This is a genomic window from Bradyrhizobium sp. GW821-FHT13H05, from assembly GCF_058804065.1.
In genome coordinates, this window is sequence record NZ_JBXAPO010000001.1 from 16,900 (window position 1) to 39,226 (window position 22,327).

Genomic DNA, 22,327 nt, shown 5'->3' on the forward strand with positions numbered 1-22,327 from the left:
GTTGACGAGAAGCCGTGGACTCCACGCCTCGCGACGAGGTCGCCGTTGAAACGGGGGAAGCTAGGGCAGCGGTTGAATTGCGTTCAGCATTCCTGTTCGAGGATGACAGTTGAAATACTCATACGCCTGGTCTCTAGCTCTGATGACGGTCATTTCGTGATAGAGGCGCAGCCTCGCTGCATGCCCGGCCGTGTGGTAGTGCTTCATGCCGGCAGCGAAGATGCTGAGATGGTCACCGCCCTTGCACCAGGATTCGAGTTCCGCCAGCGAGCGCCAAGCACTGAGGCTGTAGGTCTTCTCGGGGCTCACATTACCGTCAACCACGTTCATGTAGCGGTTGAAGTAGCAGCCGAAACCCATCCCTTTGTCGCCGAGTTGCGTCATGCCTGCGTCAAGGAATGGCTTGACCTGCTCCAGATAGAATTTCCGCTCTTCGTCGCCGCATTCGGACCAGTCCTGCCCCGATCGCAGCAAGCACAGGTTGTCATGGGGCACGATCACCATATGAAACCCCAATGTCGCGTTGTGTACGGTGGACACGGCCTTTGGGCTGCCTCCGGCTTCGAGCGCGTCAATCTGCGCCCTAGGGATCCGGTCGCGCGCGCTGCCCCAATATCCATGGGTATCAGTGTCGCCGCTCATGTGGTCGGCGATCTTCGCATACCCCTCCGGGTGAGGATGCGAAAACGTGGTTTCCGAGTCTTCGACGCGAGGCGTATAACACTCGCGAAAGAAGCCGAGCGCACCATTCAGACTGGCGTCAGGACGCCACCAGTCTTCAGGTTTCGCCTCCTGCCAACGCTGATAAGCCTGATGGTCGTCCCAGTAGCCGACGAGAATAGTCGTGAAATAGCCTGCCTCATCCTGGTAGTTCGCTTGATCCCAGAACTTCGGAGCGTCCTCTCCGGACAACTGCTTTGTGATCGCAGCGACGGCCCGCTCACTCTCGGCACATCTATTTTTGCTCTGGACGCCGAGGAAGGCCATGGGGATGGACCTGACCGACGTGGCAAAGCGCGCCGAATAGTTCGGACTGTGCGGAACAAAATCGAGCGGCGCCCCGAGCGCACGGGTTCGTGGCACGCGCAGATGCTCCGGGATGTTCGGTTCAAGCGCTCTTTGCTTGTCTGTCATTCTTGCCTCCAATGACGCTGTGCGCGTTAGTCTTTCTGCCGCCCAACGCGGCGCGCGTCATCGCGCCGGCGCTCGCCAGTCCTTTAGGCAGGAGCAGAATCGAGCAGACAAGGACGAAACCCATCACGGTGTTGCGCACTCCGCCGAGGCTCTTCGCCACTTCTAGCAATGTCATCATGAAGGCGCCGCCGAGCACCGGCCCCCATGTGGACTTCAGCCCGCCGACGATGACCATCGCGAGGATGAATACTGTCGCCGACAATTCGAGCAGGCTCGTGCCGGTATAGCGAAAATGCGCGGCATGAACACCGCCGATCATGCCCGTGAAGAATGCCGTAACGACAAAGGCCAAGATTTGAAATCGCGTGCGGTTGATGCCGCGGCTTGCTGCATAGATTGCACTATCGCTCATCGCCTGGAATGCCAGACCGAACCGACCATGAATAACCACAATCGAGGCGACCAGAGAGACTGTGAACGCGGCCAGAACGGTGTAATAGTTTCCCAGTAGCCAGTTGCCCTTCAACCATTGCCTGAATCCGAAATCCGGAAACTGGGAGAAGCCGTTCGTGCCGCCCCAGAAGGAAAGACAGTTGCCGCCGGTCGTGATGTAGCAATCCGACGCGGAACTGATCAGAGTATAAATCATGAAGCCGGCGGCAAATGTCAGCAGCGCAACATAAGCGGGTGCGAGCCGCAGGCAGGCGATGCCGATCACGAGCGCGGCCACCGCCGCTACTAGCGCGCCGAGCGGTATGGAGAGCCAGGGCGACACGCCGAGATATGAACCGAGCATCGCGACGGTGTACGATCCGCACACGAAGAAAACCATCTGACCAAGCGACGACACGCCGGCGTGTCCCATCAGCACGTTCCACTGGATCGCGACCGCGGTCCACAGCATGAAGGCGACGACTTCGCCTAGGAAATAGCGCTGCGTTGTGACGAGCGGCAAGCCTGCAATCAGTAGAACCAGTAGCAGGGCACGCAAAAGATGTCTTTGGATCTCGCCGAAACGGTTCATGACCGGACCACTTCTTGTTGCCCGAACAGCCCGGCCGGCCTCCAGATGAGAACGACGATCACAAGCGCGAGCATGAGCGGAAAGCCGTAGCGCACGCCATAAAAATATTGGATCGCCGCCTCGAGAAGGCCGAGGCCGACAGCTGCCACGCCAGCGCCCGTGGTGCTGCCGAGGCCGGCGACGACACAGATCACGAACGCCCTCAAGAGCGGGTTCGCACCCATTTGGGGCGAGAGTGATGCGAGCGAAGAAATCATGATGCCGGCGGCCGCGGCCAGCAGGCCGGCGATCAGCAGAACCTGGAGATAGACCAGATCAGATTTCACGCCCATCAGCATCGCGGCCTCGCGATTCATCGCTGTCGCGCGAATGGCCCGGCCAAATCGCGTTTTGGTCAGCGTCCATGCCATCAACCCGATGAGCGCAGTTCCAACGGCAAGTATTCCAATCGACTGATAGGTGACCGCGAGTCCCGCGACGCGGAAAGTACCGTCGATCTGGAGAGGCTGCCTGAACGGATAGGCTCCGAAGGTCTTGAGAACGAGGTCTTCGGACAGAATGGCAACACCTGCCGTCGCGACGATGATGTTGATCTCGAAACCATCAGATTTGAGCATATGGCGCACGATCAGAAGGTGCATGGCCACACTGATCGCAGCGCCGGACGCAAGTCCCATCGCAAGAGCGACCAGAAACGGAAAGCCGAAATATGCGACGGCAGCATATGCCGCATAGGCTCCGACGGTCATGAAGACGCCGTGGGCCATGTTGAACATCCCCATCGTACCGTACGTGAGGGCGAGACCCACGGACGCCAGGGCGTACATCGCCCCTAGCGTGAGACCCGTGATGACGATTTGAAGGATCGCATCCAACGTTCATCCTCCAAGATAGGTCTTCAGCAGGCTGCCCGAGGCAGCTAGATCGTCCGCGTTTCCATGCCACGCGATTTGGCCGCCGTCGATCAGGTAGAACTTTGAAGCAACGAGCGCGACTCGGCTCGGATTCTCTTCCACGACCATGATGGATCGTCCGCCCTTTGTGAGAATCCTGAGCGCGTCGTAGATTTGTTCGATGATCAATGGCGCTAAGCCGAGAGACGGCTCGTCGATCATCATGAATCTCGCTTCGGCCATGATTCCGCGGCCGATGCCGACCATGCGGCGCTCGCCCCCGGAAAGACTGTTCGTACGCTGGTTCCGGCGTTCGAGAAGCCGAGGAAACAGCGCGTAGACTTCGGCAAGTGTACGCTTGATGGCAGACCCATCCTTGCGGACATAAGCGCCCATCAGAAGGTTCTCTTCCACGGTCATGCCCATGAACAGCTGGTCGCCCTGCGGCACGAGCACGAGCCCCTCGCGCGCTCGGTTAGGCGCGCCCTTCGGCAACTCCTTCCCCTGAAATCGCACGACGCCGGACCAGGCCGGCGTGAGACCCGCGATCGTCCGCAAAAGGGTGGATTTACCGTGCCCATTGGGGCCGATGATCGCCGTGATGCCTCCTGGGAAGACGTCCATGCTTACGCCCTGAAGCACCCGCAACTGGCCGTAGCCTGCGACCAGTTCCGTTATAGAAAGCAGTGGATTCATGACTGGCCTTGACCGTCCACGCTTTCCGAGCCGAGATATACAGACCTGACAAGCCCGTCCTTGGCGAAGCCTTCCGGTGGTCCGTCGAAGATCAGCTTGCCTTGGTGCATGATGAGCACCCGATCCGCAACCGAGGTGAGAAAACGCATCACGTGCTCGATGAAGACGATGCAAATTCCGGTTTGCCGCAGCGACTTTATCACCTCGGCGAATTCATCCACCTCGGGTGGAAGCAGCCCGCCTACGGGTTCGTCGAGAAGCAGGAGCTTCGGGCGATGCACGACCGCAGTAGCCACCATGAGTTTTTTGCGCGCCAGGGCAGGAATATTAGCAACGGGGTAGCTTGCCAAGTCGCTCAATCCGTATTCTTCGAGCGCGCACATCGCTTGATCGCGTTGAGAGCGGTTGAACAACAAAGCCGTTCCGGCTTTGGGCGAGCCGAACACCACCGAAGCCAGCATGTTATGGAAGACCGTGAGGCTGCCAAAGCCCGACAGGACCTGAAACGTCCGGGCCAGACCACGATGGAACAGGCGATGCGGCGGCACACCCGTTATGGCATGTCCGTCAAAAATCACTTGCCCATGAGAAACCGAGGTCAGCCCGGAGATCGTGTCGAAGAACGTCGTCTTGCCTGCACCATTTGGCCCCCCGATTCCAATCGTCTCTCCGGGCTGCACAGCAAGACTCACGCCCGCCACGGCAGCGAGCGCTCCATAGTGCTTTTCAACATCACGACATTCGAGAAGCGGCTTGCCGATCTTCGTCACAGGCTGACGCTCTCGTCGCTATCCTTGCCTCTTCTTCATCCAGGGCGGCAGTTCGAATTTTTCCCGGTCATAGGGAGATGGCGCGATCAGAACTCCGCTCTTCGTCTTGTCCTTGATCTGGCTGTAGATGAGCGGCATTCCGAGCGACGGATCGTTTGTCTGTACCGGGTAGCTGAAGGCCGATTGCGTCGCGGGATCCAGTCGCAGTGCGCCCATGGGACTGCGGTAGATGATCGTGCGGATGCGGTCGGCGATCTTACGGTTCTGTTCCTCCTCGTAAGGCTTGCCTGCTCCTCCCGCTACTGCGGCAGAGACAGCGTATTTATGCAGCGCAGAGTACGTCTGCCCGCCCGAGTTGGGGGAAGCCTTGTCGCCGAAACGCTTGATATACGCCTCGGAAAACTGGTTGCTGACGTCGCCCTGCAGGCAACCGATGTTGGTCGCATAAAGAACGCCCTTTGAGGCGTCTCCGGCGATGTCACGAAATGCAGCGAGGGACGCGCCATACTGCAAATAAACGAGACTATCGGTCGGGTTTGTGAGGAACTGGATCATGAACTGCGCCTGATCCTGCGGGAAGAAGTGCGTGACCACAACGAACCCGGGGGGATCCTTACGAATCTTCGCGAGCGTCGGCCCCCATTCGGTGGTCGGAGCCTGCACAGGCTCGAAAAGAGATACTTCATAGCCGGCCTCGACGGCCTTGCTCTTGATCGCCTCGGCAATGTTGATCGAATAGGTGATCGGGCCGGTAATCAGCGCGATCTTCCTGTTGGACGGCTTGAACTGTCCAGTAGCTTCCAGGCTCTGAATGAAATTCAGATAAGCGTAGCCGTAGTGCAGCTCCGAGGGGCAATACATGAACGACCCCCAGTACTTCTTGGGATCTTTGCTGATCAGGTCGGTGTGAGCCCTCGCGGTGTCGGCATGCAAATACACGATAGAAGCTTCCGCGACGACGCCCTGAATAGCAGTTTGCGATCCCAGATTGTACCCCGAGATCAAGACGCTCGCCCCGTCCTTGTCGATGAGACGCTGGGCGGCGCTGGTAATGACGTCGTCGCCACCGGACGCCGTGTCCGCGAATGCGAGTTTGATCGGGCGACCAAGAATGCCTCCGAGCGCATTGATCTCATCGGCGGCCATCTGCACACCGCGCTGAAACTCAATTCCGTCCGCAGCCACGATGCCCGTCATCGGCAAGGGACAGCCGACGATCACCGGTTCGGCCTTCTGCGCTTGAGCACCCTGGTTCAGGGTTGCAAGTGCAGCCCCCACGCCAAGACCAGCACTTGTCAGAAACGACCGGCGTGAAGACCCGTTACAATTGTCTGGCGCGCGCACCATCAATGTCATTCCCCCAATTTCGATTGTTCCGACCGTGGTGACTCGAGAACGAGCCTGCCCTTAACAAGGCGACGTCAGAGCTTATGGGATCGGAAAAGTCTGCACAGGATGCAAATGCATCCCTTCGCGCAAAACCCGAAGCGACATCGCACCTTTTCTCGGACCGGCTCTCGCGATGCCGACGGAGCCAGGCTAGCTCAAGCCAAGCGTCTTGCTGCGCGCGCTAACACACACCTTGGCACACTCCTTGCTTGGCCTCTCGACCAGTGGCGTTAGGGCCTACCTGCGCATAGTATGAGAAGCCGTGCCGTAACGGCAGCTAAGCGCAATTGGGGAATATGTGTAGACTACCCTGAGTGGAGATCGCCATGGAGCGGCCAAGCTACGTTCAAGCTTTGAGCCAGTTCGTTCTGTCTCTCGGCGAACAAGAGAAGAATTTGAATTCGCTCGAGTTGTTTCAGTGGAGCGTGCCGCAACTGACGGAGGTTGTAGGCGTCGATTCCAGCTGGGCTGGCTGGCTCGATCTGACGGGCGACACGGCTCACTGCTGCAGCAGCATCACGAGCAATCTGCCACAGAACTTCGAGCAGTTCTGGTGGACGATTCGAAAAGAAGACATTCTTGCTCAGGATTTGCTGAACCGCTGTTCGAGTGCCGTTTACGATCGCCACGGAACAAGAAACTCCGACGGAATGGTTGCATTCTGTGATCGGTTCGCGATCGACAAGGCGGCCGTGGTGGTATCCAAGCCGAGCAGCAGTCCTATTTCGATGTTCATCTCGGCCTACCGAAGCGGTCGACGTTCGCTTCCGCTCAATACCGACGCGATCGAGTTTCTTCGCTGCGCACTCGACCATGTGCGCGTTGCGATGTCGCGATGCGGAGTGAAGAACGATCAGAACGGCATGCTGCTGACTAGTCACGAGGACAGGATACTGATCGGATCGGAGAGTGCCATTCGTATGCTTGAGCGTCATTTTCCGCGATGTCGACGCGGATATTTGCCCACTGAGTTCCGATACCCTCTCTCGCCAGCCCGGAAACTCCACCTTGCCAAGTCCGGAATCGCCGTTGGTTGGCAGCAGACCGCGCATATTTCCGGGCGGCCGCTGAGATTGCTGAATCTGCGTCCTGCGGGCCCATGCGATCAGCTGACCGAACGTGAACGCCAGATCGCTACGGAAATTGCCGCCGGTCGAACGCACAAGGAGATTGCAGCCCGCCTTTCGCTTTCGCCGGCGACCGTTCGCAATCGCACACAAGACATCCTCGCTAAGGTCGGTGTCCATTCGAGGGCCGCCCTTTCGAACTTGCTGGCGTCGGCCCCGCTACACGCCGAAACCCAAGCTTAAACGCGGGTGATGGTCAACGTGCGCTACTGATAGAGCTCGGTCCGCTTCGGCGGAACTCCCGGTAGCACCAGGCCACAGGGGATGCACGATGCGCAGCCTACCGCGACCGGCATTTGTAACGGGATCGCACAAAAGGTTCGGAGGTTGGAGGATTAGGTCGCTTCGGTATAGTGAGCCTTTGGAGCGCACCTCTCGGTCGGCAGCCTACTCAGATCCTGCTAGGTTCAGGACGCGACGCCTGCGAGCGCCAAGACGGTGTGCAAGAGCACATTAGCGCCGGCGGCGCAGTCCGTCTGGATGGCCTCTTCGAGCTCATCGTGGCTGATGCCATCCTTGCATGGCACGAATACCATCGCCGCCGGCATGACCGTGCTCAGGTTGCATGCATCGTGCCCGGCGCCAGAAGTGATGCGGCGGAAGGCGTAGCCCAAGGACTTCGTGGCGCTCTCGATGGCCCCAACCAGTCCCTCGTTGAAACGAGTATCCGAGCTAAACCGGCGAGGGCGTCGTGATGAATAGGGGCAAGTGAGCTTGCCAATAACGGCAACCGCGAGACGCGCTAAGCCATTGTGTTGCCCGCGGTCAACGTCGTAGGCTGCCGAAGACAATGAACAAGCCGCTTATGCAAGGTTGAATGCGAACGGCATTACCTATCCTGAGCAGATAAACGCCGGGGTTGTAGACGGAGTCCATGCTCATCGTTCGGCGCAATTAATAAATTGATTGCTGCCTTGTCTTGATCTCTCGACGGAAAGATATAGTACCCCAACAACGTTACCGGCGAGACAAGCCGCGCCCTGTTCACGAGTTCACGGGCTTCTTGAGCGGACCCGAGTGTTGAAGACGCCCAGCCACCCAAGTCGGCTGCGAGTACTTCCAACGCAAGCATGTTAGCCGCGATATAAACGAAGCCTTGCCTTGACTCGTGAGCTTTTCGCGTGGTTGCTGCTGATCGAAGGACCCTTCGCAGATCCCTGTCACTTTGAATGATAGATTGAAATCCGGACTTCCACAGAATGTCGGGTAACGAACGAAAACCATGTCGCGAATGGAAGTTGTTAATGACGGCCCGACATTGCGCGATCAGTAGATTGGCAATGAAATCAAGAGAAGTAGGAAGTCCGTCGTACCCCAGTACTTCTGCACCGCGATTTACGCCATCCCGTCTCGAACCTCTCCTATTCCGTGAAGTCATCGAATTACAGCGGCTCACCAACTTGAAATGGAACAAGAATAACGTGCTCACTGACGAGTATCAACGACTCCCTACCTCGACTCCGACACGGCTAGTCATCTATTGATCCGCGCCGAGTGGGTTGTCGGTCGTTCGCTCCTTCGAATTCGAGAAACGACACGTGCTCGCCGACAAGTACGCTTCCGCGTACCGCCTCGATGCAAGCCAGCCCGTCGGCATGGGACAACGGAAGCAGGCGACCTGAACCTCCACCGAGGAACTCAACTAGCTCTTGTTGCTCGCCACGGATAAGCCTCGCCGGCACGAACTCGGTTCTGCCAATCGGTCTGCGTAGTCCGTTGAAAGCGGTGAGATTGCGTCCTTCGAGCACGGCCGACGTCGATCCATGCATGGTCGACATCATCGACCTGCCGAGAATGAACCACGAGACGAACGCAGCAAGGGGATTTCCCGGCAGTGCCAGTATCGAGGTGGTCCCGAGCTTGCCGACCACGGCCGGCTTTCCGGGCTTCATGGCGATGTTGAGTTTGCGCAGCGTCGCCCCTGCGAGAGCCAATCCTGCTGAGGTCACGTCTCCTTCGCCGATCGACGATCCGCCGCTCAAGAGCACGAAATCGGCATCCTTCGACAGGTCGGAGACCAATCGCGCGAGCTCCGCCTCGTCCTCCACGCAACGCCCGCCATCCACGACTTGCGCTCCGGCCTGGGCGGCCATCGCCATGAGCATCGGCCTGTTGCAATCGTAGACGCTGGATATGTTCAGCGGCTCGCCAGGTTGCCGAAGTTCGCTCCCGGTAGAGACGACGGCGACGCGAGGTCGTGTCTGCACCTCAATTGCCGCGATACCCTGCGATGCGAGCAGCGCCACTTTGCGTGCATCGAGCTTCGTTCTCTTTGGCAGAAGATGTTCGCCGTGGCGGACGTCTTCCCCCCGGAGCCGAATGTTTGCGCCTGCCTCAACCGGCTTTGTCAAAACTACCCGGTCATCCTGCCTTTCCGCATGCTCTTGGAGTACCACGCGGTCGGCACCGGCGGGCACCCGCGCGCCGGTCGAAATCCTCGTCGCCTGTCCTGGCGCGATCGATCCCGGAACTTGGCCTGGCCTCACGCTACCCGCTGCGCGCATCGCATACGTTTCGCTCCGTCCCGGTCCAGACAATGCGTACCCGTCCATTGCCGACTGGTCGAACGGCGGCATCTCGAGCCGCGCAGCGAGATCGCGCCGAAGCCTACGGTCGATCGAAAAAGCCAGCGGCACGAACTCCGAACGCTCGATGAATTGGGCGAAAGACGTTGCGATGCGGATGGCTTCTTCGAGCTGGATGAGGGCTGCCTTGCTCAATGTCCCGTCTTCCGATGCTTCATCGCGATCACACGTCCGGGTTCTAGCCGAGTCTGAAGCTACCGCTTCGCGAGATGGCAGCTGCAGCGCTGATCGGCTAAATGCGTCGGCGGGGAATGGCCGCGACATGGAATTACCTCTTCTGTCTGACCGAGTTCCAGCGCCTCATTCGGATTTTCTACGCTTCGAGGATAGTCATTCGCAGGAGGTGCTGCAGGACCGGATCCTTGCCCGTCCGAGCGACTATGCGAAGGTATCGTTGCAGCGTCTCCTGCATTAACGCTATGTCGTCGAGTGACATCACCGGGACCACCTCTCAAAGGTCGTTTTCCGGTCCGACGGCGCGGCTGTCGTCTGCGATCTGCGCCGTTCGAAGACCCGTCAGGCATTTCCAACACTGACGTCCCGCCGCGCCTCGGCACCCGGCAGAGGCGTCTGCTTTGTTCTCACGACGGGAAGAGCCGGGGCCTTTTCTGCGTTGACGTCCAACCACTGATCGTCGTCGAGATCTATGTCCTCGACGATCGCCGAAACGGGACATAGCGGCTTGCAGGCTCCGCAATCGATGCATGCGATTGGATCGATGTAAAGCCGTTCGTCGTCGCCGTGGAAGCAGGAGACTGGACACACCGAGACGCAGTCCGTGAAACGACATCCAGTGCAGTTTTCAGTTACGACGTGCGTCATCAAGCGTGCTCCAAAAGCGCAGGTTGTCGCGAATTCGCGGCTAGAGCGACGATCGCATCGTTGTCGATCTTAGCGACTTCGACGAGGTTGTCGTTGAAGGTCGGAGCGCGACCCATATTCGCGACGCGATCAGAGCTGATCGAGTTCACCGCGCTCTTGGATTTTGAATCCGCGGACCAATGCCCCAGAAAGCTCGCGACGACGCCCTTCATCGTGTCGGCGGACACGACCGCGGATCCCACGAACGCGCCCCGGTCGTTGGACACCTTGACGGTGTCACCGTTGACGATGCCGCGAGACTGGGCATCGTCCGGATGCATGATGAGCACCGGAACGCCTTCCCTTTTCTGCTGCTTGACCTCGTTCGCGTATTGCGAGTTCAGGAAGCCGTGGGCCTTGGGGCTGATGATGTTGAGCGGATATTTCGAGGCGATGTCGGGCGAGCTACCCTCGGACTCGAAGGGTGAATTGTAGTCCGGCAGCGGATCGATGTAGCTTCCGTCCTGGAAAGCCACGTATCCCGACCTGAATGGCGGCGGAACGAAGTTTCCCTGCAGGGCTTCGCTGGACTTGAACTCGCATTTGCCCGACGGAGTCGGGAAATTACCTTCGGCATGGGGAGCACGGAGATCCTTGTCTCCCGCCGTAACCTTCATGTAGCCCTTTTCTTTCAGACCTTCGAGGGTGAGGCCTTCCATGAAAGGGGAATTCCAATCGATGAAGTCCCGGATCATCTCCTCGTCGGTTCGCGCCCATTCGGGCTCGTCGAAGCCCATCGTCTCCGCCAGAAGCCGGAACAGCTGCGAATTCGGGATGGTCTCGCCGGGAGACTCGATCGCCTTGTGATTGTACGTCCAGTAGAAGTGTCCCCACGAGAACATCAGATCCGTCTGCTCGGCCTGCATCGTGGAAGGCAGCAGGATATCGGCGTATCTGGCCGTATCTGTCATAAACAGTTCGCTCACGACCAGGAACAGGTCTTCCCGCATCAGACCTTTCTTGATCCGCTCCTGATCGGGCGCCTGGACGACCGGATTGACGTTGTAGACCATCATCGACTTGATGGGCGGCTCGGAGGTCTCGAGCAGAACCTTGCCGAGATTGTTGAGGTTGAAGACGCGCGAGCCTTCCTTGATCCAGTCGGGACGGCACATGGCATCCCAGTTCAACGCGAATGCTCCCATCGTGATGCCGATGTAGCCGCCGCCCACGTGCCTCCAGGCTCCCACCAGGGCCGGCAGACAGATGATGGCGCGGGCAGCCTGGCCGCCGTTGCGGTTGCGTTCGATCGCGACACCAAGCCGAATGACAGCTGGAGCCTGCGTGGCGTATTCCCGCGAGAGCGTGAGGATGTCCTGCACGGGGATGCCAGTGATCGACGAGACGCGTTCCACAGGGTATTCGGCCGCCCGCGCAACGAGTTCGTCGAATCCCGCCGTGTATTTCTCGACGTAGTCGCGGTCATACAGCCCTTCCGAGATGATGACGTTCATCATGCCCAGAGCGAGTGCTGCGTCGGTGCCCGGTTTGATCGGTATGTGCCAATCAGCCTGCGCCGCGGTCTTGCTGCGGAGGGGATCGATCGCGACGATCTTGGCGCCCCTGCGCTTCGCTTCGGCGATGAAGGGCCACTGGTGATTGCCGGTACTGAGCGTGTTGACAGCCCAGAGGATGATGTATTTGGAGTGGACCAGGCTCTCCGGATCCACGCCGGTCGAGCCACCGATGGTGAGGTGGGCTCCCACGTCTCGGCCGACGCCGCAGAACGTCTTCTCCGCCACGGTCGAGCCGAGCCGGTTGAAGAACGCGTCGCCGACGGTCAGGCCGTTCAGGACGCCCTGTTGGCCCAGATAGCTGCAGGGCATGATCGCCTGGGACCCGAATTCGTCGATGATCTTGGTCCAGCGGCTCTTGATCTCGCCGAGCGCCTCCGCCCAGCTGATCCGTTCGAATTCGCCGGCACCCTTCGGCCCGACGCGCTTCATCGGATAGAGGATGCGATTCGGGTTGTAATGGTGCTTGGCGAAGTCGTTCAGCTTGGTGCAGAGGCGCCCCTGCGTCACGGGATGCTCGGGGTCTCCCTTCACATCGATCAAGCGTCCGTTTTCAACAGTATAGATAAAAGCACATGTGTCAGGGCAATCCTGCGGGCAAGCACCTTTTACCGTCGTCTTTTCGGAACTCATCTTTTCGCTCCATCGATTCGAGAGACTGGCTTCCTTGTCGGTATCGTTACGCCGAGTACAGCTTACTCGTGATCTTCCACTTTCCGCCGGCGCGAGCCAACGCAAAAACGTCCGTTCCGGTGACTTCCTGAGAGCCGAGCTTCAGAAGAAACGGTACATGCACGCTCGCCACAGGCCCCGTTACGGCGACGTCCGGATCGGTGTGAAACTCTTCGACGGTGCCATTCGCCTTATGCAGGCCGTCCACCACGTCGATGAAGTCCGGAAGCGACCAGACAGTCATCTTCTCGTCGGCGATCGAGCAGTGGGAGACGTTCGCGGTCTCTGCGAACGCATCCATGAACAAGCCCTTGTCGTTCTTGTAGAGGGCCTGGAGATAGGTCGAGATCGTCTCGAGAACGAGCTTTTCGTCGCTCGGCGTGGTCGCGGCTACTGACTGTCGCATGAGTAGTCCTTTCGGTTTTTGAAGTGTCGTTGGGTGCTAGATCGCTGGACTCTTTAAGTCACTTTGTGCCGAGGCGGTCTCCTTCACTGTCGAACAGATGCAGTCGCCTCGCGTCGAATACGACCGACCGCGTGTAGTCATCAGGGCTCTCGAGCTGGCCAGTCACCCTGATCTTGATGAGTTGGTCGCCCAACAATGCGTTGACGATCGTGTATCCGCCGAGCGGCTCGATCGAGCTCACGCCGATCTCCGTACCCGAGCCGTCCGTGGACCGGTGGATGTCCTCCGGGCGGACGCCGAGAATTCCTTTGGCTCCAGCCGGCACGGCGTTTCCGATCGGGATCTCGACAACCATTTTGCCGCACTCGAAACGGTGCCCGTCGTCGGAGAACCTGCCGTGGAACAGGTTCATCGGTGGCGAGCCGACGAGCGTCGCTACTGCGACCGTGATCGGCCTGTTGTAAACGTCGTCCGGAGCGCCGATCTGGGCCACGCGGCCATCGATGACGACCGCGACACGATCCGCTATCGCCATCACCTCTTCTTCGTCATGCGAAACGTAGACGAAGGTCTGGTTGTTGGTCCGCTGCAGACGCTTGAGCTCGACCCTCATCTCCTCGCGCAGGCGAGCGTCCAGCGCCGCAATGGGCTCGTCCAGAAGTATAGCACGGGTGTCAGGCGCCAAAGCACGGCCCAACGCGATGCGCTGTCGCTCGCCGCCCGACATCTGCGCGGGATTCTTGTGCAGGATATGGCCGACATGGAGCACGTCCGAGACCGCATCCAGACGTCTGGCGATCTCCTTCTTCGAAAGCCCCCGTTCGGACAGCGCGAACGTGATGTTCTCGAGGCCGCTCATGTGCGGAAAGAGTGCGAGATTCTGGAAGACCATCGAGATCTGCCGCTCCGCGACTTCCATCTCCTTCGCGTCCGTTCCACCGACCAGGATCTGGCCACTGTCCGGCTTCACGAGGCCGAGTATCAGCTTCAGTATACTGGTCTTGCCGGCGGACGGCGGACCGAGGATACCGAACAGCTCTCCGCGCTGCACGGCCAGATCGATCGGCCCCAACGTGAAGTTCGGGTAGCTCTTGACGACTCCGCGAATGGTGATGGCGTTCACTGCAGCCTCCCGTCGAGGCGATCGCCGGTGGCCAGATCGAATGCCAGGCTCTTTTCCGCACTCAGGTAGAACGCGATCTCCTCGCCCGTGCTCAAACGGGCCTGCTCGTCGACGGACAAAAAGCGGGTATCCCCGACCTGCAGATAGGCGAGCCGCGTCGGCCCGACGCGCTCGATCTCCTCGACGTGCCCTCTCAGCTCCATGTCGTCGGCCGATCGACGGTCTCCGACGTAGATGTGCTGCGGACGGATCCCGAGCGAGCCTCCCTGGGCCGACCGGGCGCGGGCGAAATCGACAGCAGCGCGGCCGGACAACGCGATTTCGGCGCCGCCGTCGAGCAGCAATTTGAGCCGACCCGATTGCTCTTCGAGCCTTCCGTCGAGCAGGTTCATGCGCGGGCTGCCGACGAAGTTCGCGACGAAGCGGTTGTGCGGATCGTTATAGACATCGAGCGGCGCTCCGTACTGCATCAGACGACCTTTGTCGATGATCGCGATCTTGTCGGCGAGGCTCATGGCTTCGATCTGATCGTGGGTCACGTAGATCATCGTCTGGCCGAATTCGCGCTGAAGCACCTTGAGTTCCGCCCGCATGTAGGCGCGGAAGCTGGCATCCAGGTTCGACAGCGGTTCGTCGAGCAGGAAGACGCGAGGTTCGACGATCGCCGAACGGCCGATCGCAAGCTTCTGCATCTCGTTGACGGACAGACTGTTGGCGGACCGATGCAGACGGTGGACGAGCCCCATGCGCTCGGCCATCGCCCGCACCTTGCGGTCTATCTCATGCTTGGCGATGCGACGCACCTCCAGACCGTAGGAAAGATTCTTGTAGACGGTCAGATGCGTGAAGATCGCGTAGTTCTGGAAGACGAATCCGATGTTGCGGTCCTGCAGGCGCATTCCCGAAAGATCGCTTCCGTTGAACGCGATCGATCCCTCACTGGGGTCTTCCAGTCCGGCGATCATGTTCATCGTCGTCGTCTTGCCGCAGCCGGACGGGCCCAGCAGTGCGATGAACTCGCCCTGAGCGATGTCGAGGTTCAATCCGCTCACGGCCACGAATTCGTCGAACCGCTTGGTCACGTTTCTTATCTGGACGGACGTCATGGGATCAGCCTTTCTTCTTCGCCGCGTAGGAGATGCCGCGCGCAGCGAGGAAACTCAGCGAGAACAGGATCGTCAGGCCGATCGCGGCGACGTACGACCAATCGAGATCCGCGAAGGTCTTCTTGTAGAGATAGAGCGAGATCGTCTCGGTCTCCACGCCGGGGCCTCCCTTCGTCATCACGAAGATGATGTCGAAGATCTTGAAGCATTCGACCGCCCGGAGGACGAGAGCGATGCCGATGACCGGCTTCATCCGCGGCAGGATGATCTTGATGAAGTTCTGCCAATTGGACGCACCGAGCAGGCGCCCGGCCGTCAACTGATCGGAGGGCACTCCGAGCATTCCCGCCAGCAGGATCAGGAACATCAGCGGCGTCCACTGCCACGTATCGGCGATGATGACTGCGAGCATGGCCCGATGCACGTCGGTCAGCCAGGAGAAACTGATCGGAAGACCGAACGTGTCGTTCACCGGTCCCGTGCCCTGGAAGAGCAGGAAGAAGATCAGGCCGACGACTGCGGGAACGATCATCATGGGGGTCAGGATGATCGAGTAGAACAGCTTGCGGCCGACGAACCGCTCCATGAAAAGATAGGCCAGACCGAGACCAAGCAGGAACTGCGCCGGAACGGCGATGACCATCAGGAGTACGGTCCGACCCAACGCGGCCCACATCGCGCCGTCGGAGACCAGCCTCAGGTAGTTGTCGCCGCTGTTGAAGCTTTCGTAAGCGCGGTACCAGCGGACACCATCCAGCGGGGTCCACCAGGTGAAGCTGAGGTACAGTTGCATCGCCAACGGAAAGACGACGATGAACAGCAGGAGCAGCACCGCGGGGGCGACGAACCAGAAGCCGAGCATACGGCCGTCGTGTGCGACGCTGGACCAGTACCCGCGGCTGGGCTGCTTCATTTCGGAGCGAACGGGCTCGGCTGCCGTCTCGGTCATTGCTTGAGCGCTCCGAAGGTGAGGCCTCTCACGAGGTGTTTCTGGATGAGCAATCCGAAGATCACCGGAGGAATCGCCGCGATCATTCCCAACGCCGCCTTCATTCCGTACATCTGGCCGCCCATCGGCGAAGTCAGCGTGGACATGTAGATGGGCAAGGTGATCCAGTTCTTCTGGGTCAGCAGCAGTGCGAGCAGATAGTCCGACCAATTCAAAATAAAGACGAACAGCGCGCAGGTCGCGAGCCCCGGCGCGACGATCGGCAGGGTAATGCGATAGAAGACGCGCCAGTACGAACAGCCCGAGACCCGCGCCGCGTCCTCGATCTCGACGGGGACCTCGTCGAAGAAGGTCTTCATCAGCCAGAACGAGAACGGCAACGTAACGATGCCGTAGATCAGCGACAGGCCCCACCAGGTATCGACGGCGCCGATGAACGCCCACATGACCATCACGGGGATCATAACGGCGAGCGGCGGAAACAGCCGCAGTTGAAGGACCTGCAACGGCAATCCGGACATGAGCCCGAACCGGACCACTGCGTAGGATGACAGCGTTCCCGTCACGACCGCCAGGGACGTGCCGCAGATCGAGGTGATCAGGCTCGCCATCAACGGCCCAGCGATGCTGCGGTCGAGGCTGACGACAAGCCCTTCCGCGTGCCCGAAGATGACGAATTCGAAGTTCTGCAGCGTCGGATTGCGTGGAAACCACGTCATGCCGCTTCCAGTCGTCCATTCCGCGAACGGCTTGAACGCCATGGTGACCATCCATAGCAACGGATAGATCACCACCACGCACCCGGCGATGACCAGGGCATATCTGACTATTTGGCTTCGTATCGGCGTCCGCACGTTCCTGCTCCTATCCGCCGGACCCGCATTGGCTGCGGGCCCGGCACCGTTTCATTCAGGTCAGATGCTGTCGGCACCCATCGGCCAGGATGCGCGGCTGGCCTTGATCGCCTCGATGATCCCCTTGCCGCGTTGACGGCGGATGATCTGCTCCCACTTGCCCTGTGCGGCGTCCATCGCCTGACGCGGAGTCTTCTGCTTCGTCAACGCCGCCTGGAGTTCTTCGTCCAGCGCGTTGTCGAGCGCCGTCTGACCGCCGAAATTGAGCGTCGGCACGGACCGAGCCATGGAATAGGGGATAGTCTTCATCGCGTAAGGTTGATAGTTCGAGGCAACCAGCGGCTCATTGAAGTTCGCCTTTTGGAAGGGATCGAAGAATCCGGTCGGGCTCGCCATCAGCAGCGTGAAGGTCCGGGTCGAGCTGAGCCATTGCAGGAAGAGGTAGGCGGCTTCGGCGTTGTTGGACTTCGGCGAGATCCACGCCGTGACGCTGTAGTACATGACCGCGCGACGGTTGATCTTGTCGCCGAACTTGCGGCCGACCGGATCGTGGGCGCCTATCATTCCCGTGGCCTTCGACTTGGGAGTGCCGTCCGGCTTCTTGCCGTCTCCGTATTTCGCGATCGCGGTGTACGTGCAGATCTGGGGGACCTGCAGATTCCAGAGCGAGTTCCAACCTTCGAGGAAGGTGAAGTTGAGCGCATCGGGGGGCGACCATTCGAACGAACGGACGTGCTCCTCGGCGCACTTGATACCCAGTTCGGTATTGAGGTTGGGCATCCCTTCGTCGTTAAAGAAGTAGTTGTTCGGAAAGGCCATCGATGCGAGGCGCGTGTAGAAGGTCGGAAGCCCCCAGAAGCGGCTCATCAGACAGCCGTTGCCGTACATCTTGCCGTTGCCGAAGTCCTTGCCGGTGAAGAATTTCGAGATCGCGTCGACCTCTTCCCACGTGTTCGGCACGACGAGCGGACGACCGACTTCCTTCAGGAAGGCATCCTTCACCTCGGGCTTTTCGTAGAGGCTCTTCAGGTAGTACCAGACGAGCGTGTCGCCATCGAGGCCGACCATGTAGTTCTTATTGTTGTAGGTGTAGAGCTGCTTGCCGAACGCCTCGGTGGCGACACCGCGCTCCGGATCGTTCCAATCCGGCTTGTACTTGTTGACGAACTCGGTCACGTCGGTCGCACCGCCCGAGGACACCAGGTCGCCGGTGGAATTCCAGGGGCCGGTATAGATGTCGAATGCGCCGTCACCGGTCGTGACGTCCTGCATCACCTTCTTGAAGATGTCGTCCGGCGTCGCGCCGATCATCTCGACTTCGATGCCCGTCTCCTTCATCCACACGTCGAGCGGCGACATGGCGCCGTCACGGAACGGCTTGCGGATCTGATCGATCGAACCGTCGAGCAGCAGGACCGTCAGTTTCTTTGGAGCCTTTCCAGCCGCCTTGAGGGCCTTGATGCCTTCGATGGCCCGGCCTTCCGACATGCTGGCGTTGTACTGAAGCCGCTCGGCGCCCTCGAAGCCGGTAGGGCCACCTGTCATGCCAGGAGCATACTCGGCCGCGCTAAGCGGAGAGGAGACGAACGAGCCACCGCCGCCCAAGGCCGCAGCGGCGACCAGTCCGGTCGTGGTCTTAAGGAAATCCCGTCGTGACGAATTCGACTTATCGTAAGACATGCTTCAGTTCCCCATATCTGTGGCTGTGCCACGCTGCCGTTGTTCGATGTCGCGAAACCCCACTTCTGATGTCAGGCCAGCGACTGCTGCGATGCCTTCAGCATCGCAGCGACCCTCGTCAGTTTCTCGCGCGGCTTGGCTTTCGCCGCTCCGTCCGCCCGTTCAAGCGCGTCGATCCTGCGCCAGCCTTGGAAGTCGATGAGTTTGAGAGACCGACCGCGAAGCGACGCGAAGAGCAGGTCGCGCGAAACGTCCTTCGGATCGCCCTCGGCTGTCTTCAGGTCGGCCAGAAGCGCGTCGACCGTGTCGATTGCACACGCACGGTTGGTGCCGATGATCCCGCTCGGACCACGCTTGATCCAACCCGCGACGTACATGCCCGGAACGGCGACGCCGTCGTTGCCGACGACACGTCCATCCCGCTGACGGATGGTCGCGGAGCGCTCATCGAAGGGAACGCCCGAGACCGACGTACCGCGATACCCCACGCTCCGGACGACGAGATGCGAAGGGATCGATATCCGCTCGCCAGTCGTCGAGGCGGTCTGGCTGCCAGCCTGTCCGGAAAGCCGCAGTCTTTCGAACTCGACCCGCTCCACCTGCGTCCTTCCCTGTATCGAGGCGGGTGCGAGCAGGAAGCGAAAATGAATGCGCTTCCGTTTCGCCGATGCTTCCTGCATCTGCGCGAACCCGCGGAGAATCTCCAGATTCTTCGACGCGGATGGCGAGCTTGCGATCTCGGCGGTCGACGCTTCGTCGAGACGGAGTTCGGCCGGATCGACGGTCGGCCGCGCTTCTTCGAGGTCGCCGAACTCGCGCAACTCCTTGCCCGTGAATTTCGCCTGCGCCGGTCCTCGGCGGCCTACCACGTAGATGTCCGTGATCTTGCTTTCCGAAAGCGCCTCCAATGCATGCTCGCAGATGTCGCTACGCCGCAGTTCCTCGACGCTCTTCGCGAGGATCCGGCACACATCCAAGGCGACGTTTCCGTTGCCGATCACGATCGCGGACGGATGGGAGAAGTCGAAGCTCTTGTCGCGGAAATCCGGGTGGCCGTTGTACCAGCCGACCAGTTCGGTGGCGGAGACGCTTCCCGGCAGGCCCTCGCCGAGAATGCCAAGCGGGCGGTCACTCATCGCGCCGGTGGCGAGGACAACGCCATGGTAGGCGGCCTGAAGCTGCGATATCTGGACGTCGCGTCCCACTTCCAGATTGCCGACGAAACGGAAGTTGGGATGGTCCGCGATCTGCTCGAATACGGCGGTTACGGCCTTCAGCTTCTGATGGTCAGGCGCCACGCCGTGGCGGACCAGGCCGAAGGGGACTGGCAGGCGATCGAACATGTCGACCTGGACCGGAATGCCGGAGCGTAGCACGGCATCGGCAGCAAAGAACCCGGCGGGCCCACTTCCAACTATGGCAATATTGAAAGTCATCAATCAAATGCCCAACGCTCTTGAAACATCGCGTCGGGCACCAAATTGGCCCCTCCCACCGCGTAGGTTTAGAAGAGGCTGAAGGCTTGGTTCTGAAAAGTGCCAAAAGGGCTGAAACCAATGGGTCCAAGAAGGCAATTGTTTGTGCAGGTGCAGCAACCAACGCCACAAAAATGGTCACAAACCGCCTGAGCGTGAAACAATTTGCTGCATCGCAACAGGAGCGGTGGTCTGGCCGGAACGCGGTTAAGTGCCTCTCGTCCCATTTGAAAAGAGCCGAACTACGGCCCTACTAGTCGTCGAATATTGAGCGCATTGCTTAGCGACGCTACCTCTAACGACTTCCGTTCTCTAGCGCGGACTCGTGCGACCTAGGAGCAGGTGCTTTCGAACTCATCTCGCGCATGATGCCGTTTAGCTTTTCGACAGCTTCCAGGATCTTGTTCTCCGGTAGCGAGGCATAGCCGAACATCAACGTGTCGTCGGGCGCCGTACCATCGAAGTCGAAGGCACTTCCGCTGGACAGGGCATACACGCCGACACCGGCGGCCCGGGCCTTCATCTGAATGGCGAGCGCGCTCGGCATGCCCTTCGGCAGACGCCAGACGAGATGCAGACCGCTATCCTGCCCCGTGATGACCGGCTCGCGAAACTTCTTGCGCAGCGCGGATATGAGAGCGTCTCGACGGCTCTTGTAGAGCTGACGCAGCTTGCGCACATGCCGGTCGAAATGCCCGTCGCTGACGAACTCGGCGAGCGCACATTGCTCGAGCCACGACTGACCGTTGCTCATCTTGGCCTTGAGCATGCGGGCATCCTCGGAGAATATCTGCGGCACCACCGCGAAGCCGAGCCGCAGACCTGCGCCGACCGACTTGGAGAAGGTGCCGACGTAGAAGACGCGTCGGCCCCTATCCAATCCAGATAGCGCCGTAAGTGGAGGTCCATCGTACCGAAAATCGCTGTCGTAGTCGTCCTCCATGATGTAGCTATCCGTATCGTCCGCCCACCTGAGCAGCGCGAGGCGGCGGCTCAAAGTCATGACGACGCCCGTAGGATACTGATGCGAAGGCGTGACGTAGATCAGACTGCGTGGCTTGTTTGGTAGACAGTCCGTCCTGATGCCCTCCGAATCGACCGGCACGGGCTCGATCGGAAGTTTCTCGCTTTGAAAGATCATCGAAGCGCCCGCGTAGCACGGATTTTCGATGCATAGGTTTTCCGTGTGGCCGCGCAGAAGATTCATGACGAGATTGAGCGCATCCTGACCGCCTGCAGTCACGATGATCTGGTCGGTCGTCACGTGCATGCCGCGGGTTCTTCCGAGGTGATCGGCGATGGCTTTCCGCAATTGCGGTAGTCCGGCCGGATCGCAGTAGTCCGCGAGATACTGGGATTCCCCAGAAAGAAGTTTCGTGACGATACGGCGCCAGACACGGAGGGGAAAGCCGCTCGCTGCTGACCGACCGACCCAGAAATCGATGGTTGGACGATCTTCTCCACCACCGGGAGAACCTGCAAAGCAGAGGAGAGGCTCGCCGGCCTCTGGGGGTACTGGACCGTTGGTCCGCAACGGTGCACGCGGGCTGCTGACGAGCAGAAGGTCGTCCGGAGGGATCGTCGTTACGAACAATCCGGACGTACCTCGGGGTTCTACGTACCCTTCTGCTGCCAGACGATCGAAGGCGATGATAACGGTGTTCCGGGACACCTGGTACCGCTCGGCCAACAACCTGGTTGGTGGCAGCGACATTCCGGCCTGCAGGCGACCGTCCAGGATCAGCAATCGAACTTGATCGAAGATCTGCGCCTGAAGCGATTTGTCCGACTTTGCATCGAGCGTGAGCGCCAATTCCACAGGTCAACCCTTTCGGCTTTCCAGAGTTGGCAGACGCAACCTTTCCGAACGTACCAACGATTCAGCCGGGCATCTACCTTTCGTCGCTATGAAAGCAAGATTTCCGCGTCTTTGTCGAGTGGCCGGCCTCCGTGTTCGACGATCCGCATTTCCGCGTCGAACCGAAGCATTGTCGATGGACGGCTGCGACCTCCGAGAGCCCATTCAGCGCGCACGCGGATTGCCAATGCAAATCCTGTTGGGATGACGG

18 protein-coding genes and 1 pseudogene are annotated in these 22,327 nt (G+C 59.8%); 1 reads left to right on the plus strand and 18 read right to left on the minus strand.

The window, feature by feature from the left end; all coding sequences use genetic code 11:
• Positions 1–60 precede the first annotated feature (60 nt).
• From AC1RR3_RS00090 to AC1RR3_RS00115, 6 genes are read right to left on the minus strand one after another with little or no spacing between them, the layout of a single operon-like run.
• A complete protein-coding gene (locus AC1RR3_RS00090) occupies positions 61–1,134 on the minus strand; it encodes a phenylacetaldoxime dehydratase family protein (protein WP_492818124.1) in 1,074 nt (357 codons plus the stop codon).
• Positions 1,109–2,158 (minus strand): branched-chain amino acid ABC transporter permease, encoded by a 1,050-nt coding sequence (locus AC1RR3_RS00095; RefSeq protein WP_492818126.1) that lies wholly within the window; start codon positions 2,156–2,158, stop codon positions 1,109–1,111. The genes AC1RR3_RS00090 and AC1RR3_RS00095 overlap by 26 nt, the downstream gene beginning before the upstream one ends.
• Positions 2,155–3,033 (minus strand): branched-chain amino acid ABC transporter permease, encoded by an 879-nt coding sequence (locus AC1RR3_RS00100; RefSeq protein ID WP_492818128.1) that lies wholly within the window; start codon positions 3,031–3,033, stop codon positions 2,155–2,157. The genes AC1RR3_RS00095 and AC1RR3_RS00100 overlap by 4 nt, the downstream gene beginning before the upstream one ends.
• Positions 3,034–3,036: 3 nt before the next feature.
• Positions 3,037–3,747 carry an ABC transporter ATP-binding protein gene (locus tag AC1RR3_RS00105; protein WP_492818130.1) on the minus strand — a complete coding sequence of 237 codons (711 nt, stop codon included), beginning with the start codon at positions 3,745–3,747 and terminating at the stop codon, positions 3,037–3,039.
• Positions 3,744–4,517: an ABC transporter ATP-binding protein gene (locus AC1RR3_RS00110; protein ID WP_492818132.1), complete on the minus strand. Its 774-nt coding sequence runs from the start codon at positions 4,515–4,517 to the stop codon at positions 3,744–3,746. The genes AC1RR3_RS00105 and AC1RR3_RS00110 overlap by 4 nt, the downstream gene beginning before the upstream one ends.
• Before the next feature lie 18 nt (positions 4,518–4,535).
• A complete protein-coding gene (locus AC1RR3_RS00115; RefSeq protein ID WP_492818134.1) occupies positions 4,536–5,873 on the minus strand; it encodes an ABC transporter substrate-binding protein in 1,338 nt (445 codons plus the stop codon).
• Between the two features lie 359 nt (positions 5,874–6,232).
• On the opposite strand from AC1RR3_RS00115, the gene AC1RR3_RS00120 reads away from it, so the two are divergent.
• On the plus strand, positions 6,233–7,216 hold the full coding sequence (locus tag AC1RR3_RS00120; RefSeq protein WP_492818136.1) for a helix-turn-helix transcriptional regulator: 984 nt from the start codon (positions 6,233–6,235) through the stop codon (positions 7,214–7,216).
• Between the two features lie 224 nt (positions 7,217–7,440).
• On the opposite strand, the pseudogene AC1RR3_RS00125 reads toward AC1RR3_RS00120, so the two are convergent.
• The 12 genes and pseudogenes from AC1RR3_RS00125 to pdxR all read right to left on the minus strand — a co-directional run.
• Positions 7,441–7,698 (minus strand): annotated as a pseudogene (locus AC1RR3_RS00125) (M20/M25/M40 family metallo-hydrolase); the annotation flags it as partial.
• An 804-nt stretch (positions 7,699–8,502) separates the two neighbouring features.
• Entirely contained in the window at positions 8,503–9,753 is a 1,251-nt protein-coding gene (locus AC1RR3_RS00130) for a molybdopterin molybdotransferase MoeA (protein WP_492818138.1), read from the minus strand.
• A 381-nt stretch (positions 9,754–10,134) separates the two neighbouring features.
• A complete protein-coding gene (locus tag AC1RR3_RS00135) occupies positions 10,135–10,440 on the minus strand; it encodes a ferredoxin family protein (RefSeq protein ID WP_492818140.1) in 306 nt (101 codons plus the stop codon).
• A complete protein-coding gene (locus AC1RR3_RS00140; RefSeq protein WP_492818142.1) occupies positions 10,440–12,626 on the minus strand; it encodes a molybdopterin-containing oxidoreductase family protein in 2,187 nt (728 codons plus the stop codon). The genes AC1RR3_RS00135 and AC1RR3_RS00140 overlap by 1 nt, the downstream gene beginning before the upstream one ends.
• A gap of 46 nt (positions 12,627–12,672) precedes the next feature.
• Entirely contained in the window at positions 12,673–13,071 is a 399-nt protein-coding gene (locus AC1RR3_RS00145) for a nuclear transport factor 2 family protein (protein ID WP_492818144.1), read from the minus strand.
• 58 nt (positions 13,072–13,129) lie between these two features.
• Positions 13,130–14,194, minus strand: coding sequence for an ABC transporter ATP-binding protein (locus AC1RR3_RS00150; RefSeq protein WP_492818146.1), 1,065 nt, complete (start codon positions 14,192–14,194; stop codon positions 13,130–13,132).
• Complete coding sequence (locus AC1RR3_RS00155; protein WP_492818148.1) at positions 14,191–15,276, minus strand: ABC transporter ATP-binding protein; 1,086 nt, start codon at positions 15,274–15,276, stop codon at positions 14,191–14,193. The genes AC1RR3_RS00150 and AC1RR3_RS00155 overlap by 4 nt, the downstream gene beginning before the upstream one ends.
• Positions 15,277–15,304: 28 nt before the next feature.
• Positions 15,305–16,249, minus strand: coding sequence for a carbohydrate ABC transporter permease (locus tag AC1RR3_RS00160; RefSeq protein ID WP_492818150.1), 945 nt, complete (start codon positions 16,247–16,249; stop codon positions 15,305–15,307).
• Positions 16,246–17,040 carry a carbohydrate ABC transporter permease gene (locus AC1RR3_RS00165; protein WP_492818152.1) on the minus strand — a complete coding sequence of 265 codons (795 nt, stop codon included), beginning with the start codon at positions 17,038–17,040 and terminating at the stop codon, positions 16,246–16,248. Before AC1RR3_RS00165 ends, AC1RR3_RS00160 begins: the two co-directional genes overlap by 4 nt.
• A gap of 123 nt (positions 17,041–17,163) precedes the next feature.
• The gene (locus tag AC1RR3_RS00170) at positions 17,164–18,783 is read right to left on the minus strand and encodes an ABC transporter substrate-binding protein (protein ID WP_492818154.1); all 1,620 of its coding nucleotides are present in this window, start codon (positions 18,781–18,783) and stop codon (positions 17,164–17,166) included.
• Between the two features lie 71 nt (positions 18,784–18,854).
• Positions 18,855–20,219: an FAD-dependent oxidoreductase gene (locus AC1RR3_RS00175; RefSeq protein WP_492819744.1), complete on the minus strand. Its 1,365-nt coding sequence runs from the start codon at positions 20,217–20,219 to the stop codon at positions 18,855–18,857.
• Between the two features lie 334 nt (positions 20,220–20,553).
• A complete protein-coding gene (gene pdxR / locus AC1RR3_RS00180; RefSeq protein WP_492818156.1) occupies positions 20,554–22,077 on the minus strand; it encodes a MocR-like pyridoxine biosynthesis transcription factor PdxR in 1,524 nt (507 codons plus the stop codon).
• Between the last annotated feature and the right edge of the window lie 250 nt (positions 22,078–22,327).

Excerpts from the sequence above, each read along its gene's own strand:
- AC1RR3_RS00135 (WP_492818140.1), bottom strand. The coding sequence starts at position 10,440 with ATGACGCACGTCGTAACTGAAAACTGCACTGGATGTCGTTTCACGGAC.
- AC1RR3_RS00140 (WP_492818142.1), bottom strand. The coding sequence starts at position 12,626 with ATGAGTTCCGAAAAGACGACGGTAAAAGGTGCTTGCCCGCAGGATTGC.
- AC1RR3_RS00105 (WP_492818130.1), bottom strand. The coding sequence starts at position 3,747 with ATGAATCCACTGCTTTCTATAACGGAACTGGTCGCAGGCTACGGCCAG.
- AC1RR3_RS00175 (WP_492819744.1), bottom strand. The coding sequence starts at position 20,219 with ATGACTTTCAATATTGCCATAGTTGGAAGTGGGCCCGCCGGGTTCTTT.
- AC1RR3_RS00160 (WP_492818150.1), bottom strand. The coding sequence starts at position 16,249 with ATGACCGAGACGGCAGCCGAGCCCGTTCGCTCCGAAATGAAGCAGCCC.
- AC1RR3_RS00145 (WP_492818144.1), bottom strand. The coding sequence starts at position 13,071 with ATGCGACAGTCAGTAGCCGCGACCACGCCGAGCGACGAAAAGCTCGTT.
- AC1RR3_RS00170 (WP_492818154.1), bottom strand. The coding sequence starts at position 18,783 with ATGTCTTACGATAAGTCGAATTCGTCACGACGGGATTTCCTTAAGACC.
- AC1RR3_RS00120 (WP_492818136.1), top strand. The coding sequence starts at position 6,233 with ATGGAGCGGCCAAGCTACGTTCAAGCTTTGAGCCAGTTCGTTCTGTCT.
- AC1RR3_RS00115 (WP_492818134.1), bottom strand. The coding sequence starts at position 5,873 with ATGACATTGATGGTGCGCGCGCCAGACAATTGTAACGGGTCTTCACGC.
- AC1RR3_RS00095 (WP_492818126.1), bottom strand. The coding sequence starts at position 2,158 with ATGAACCGTTTCGGCGAGATCCAAAGACATCTTTTGCGTGCCCTGCTA.
- AC1RR3_RS00090 (WP_492818124.1), bottom strand. The coding sequence starts at position 1,134 with ATGACAGACAAGCAAAGAGCGCTTGAACCGAACATCCCGGAGCATCTG.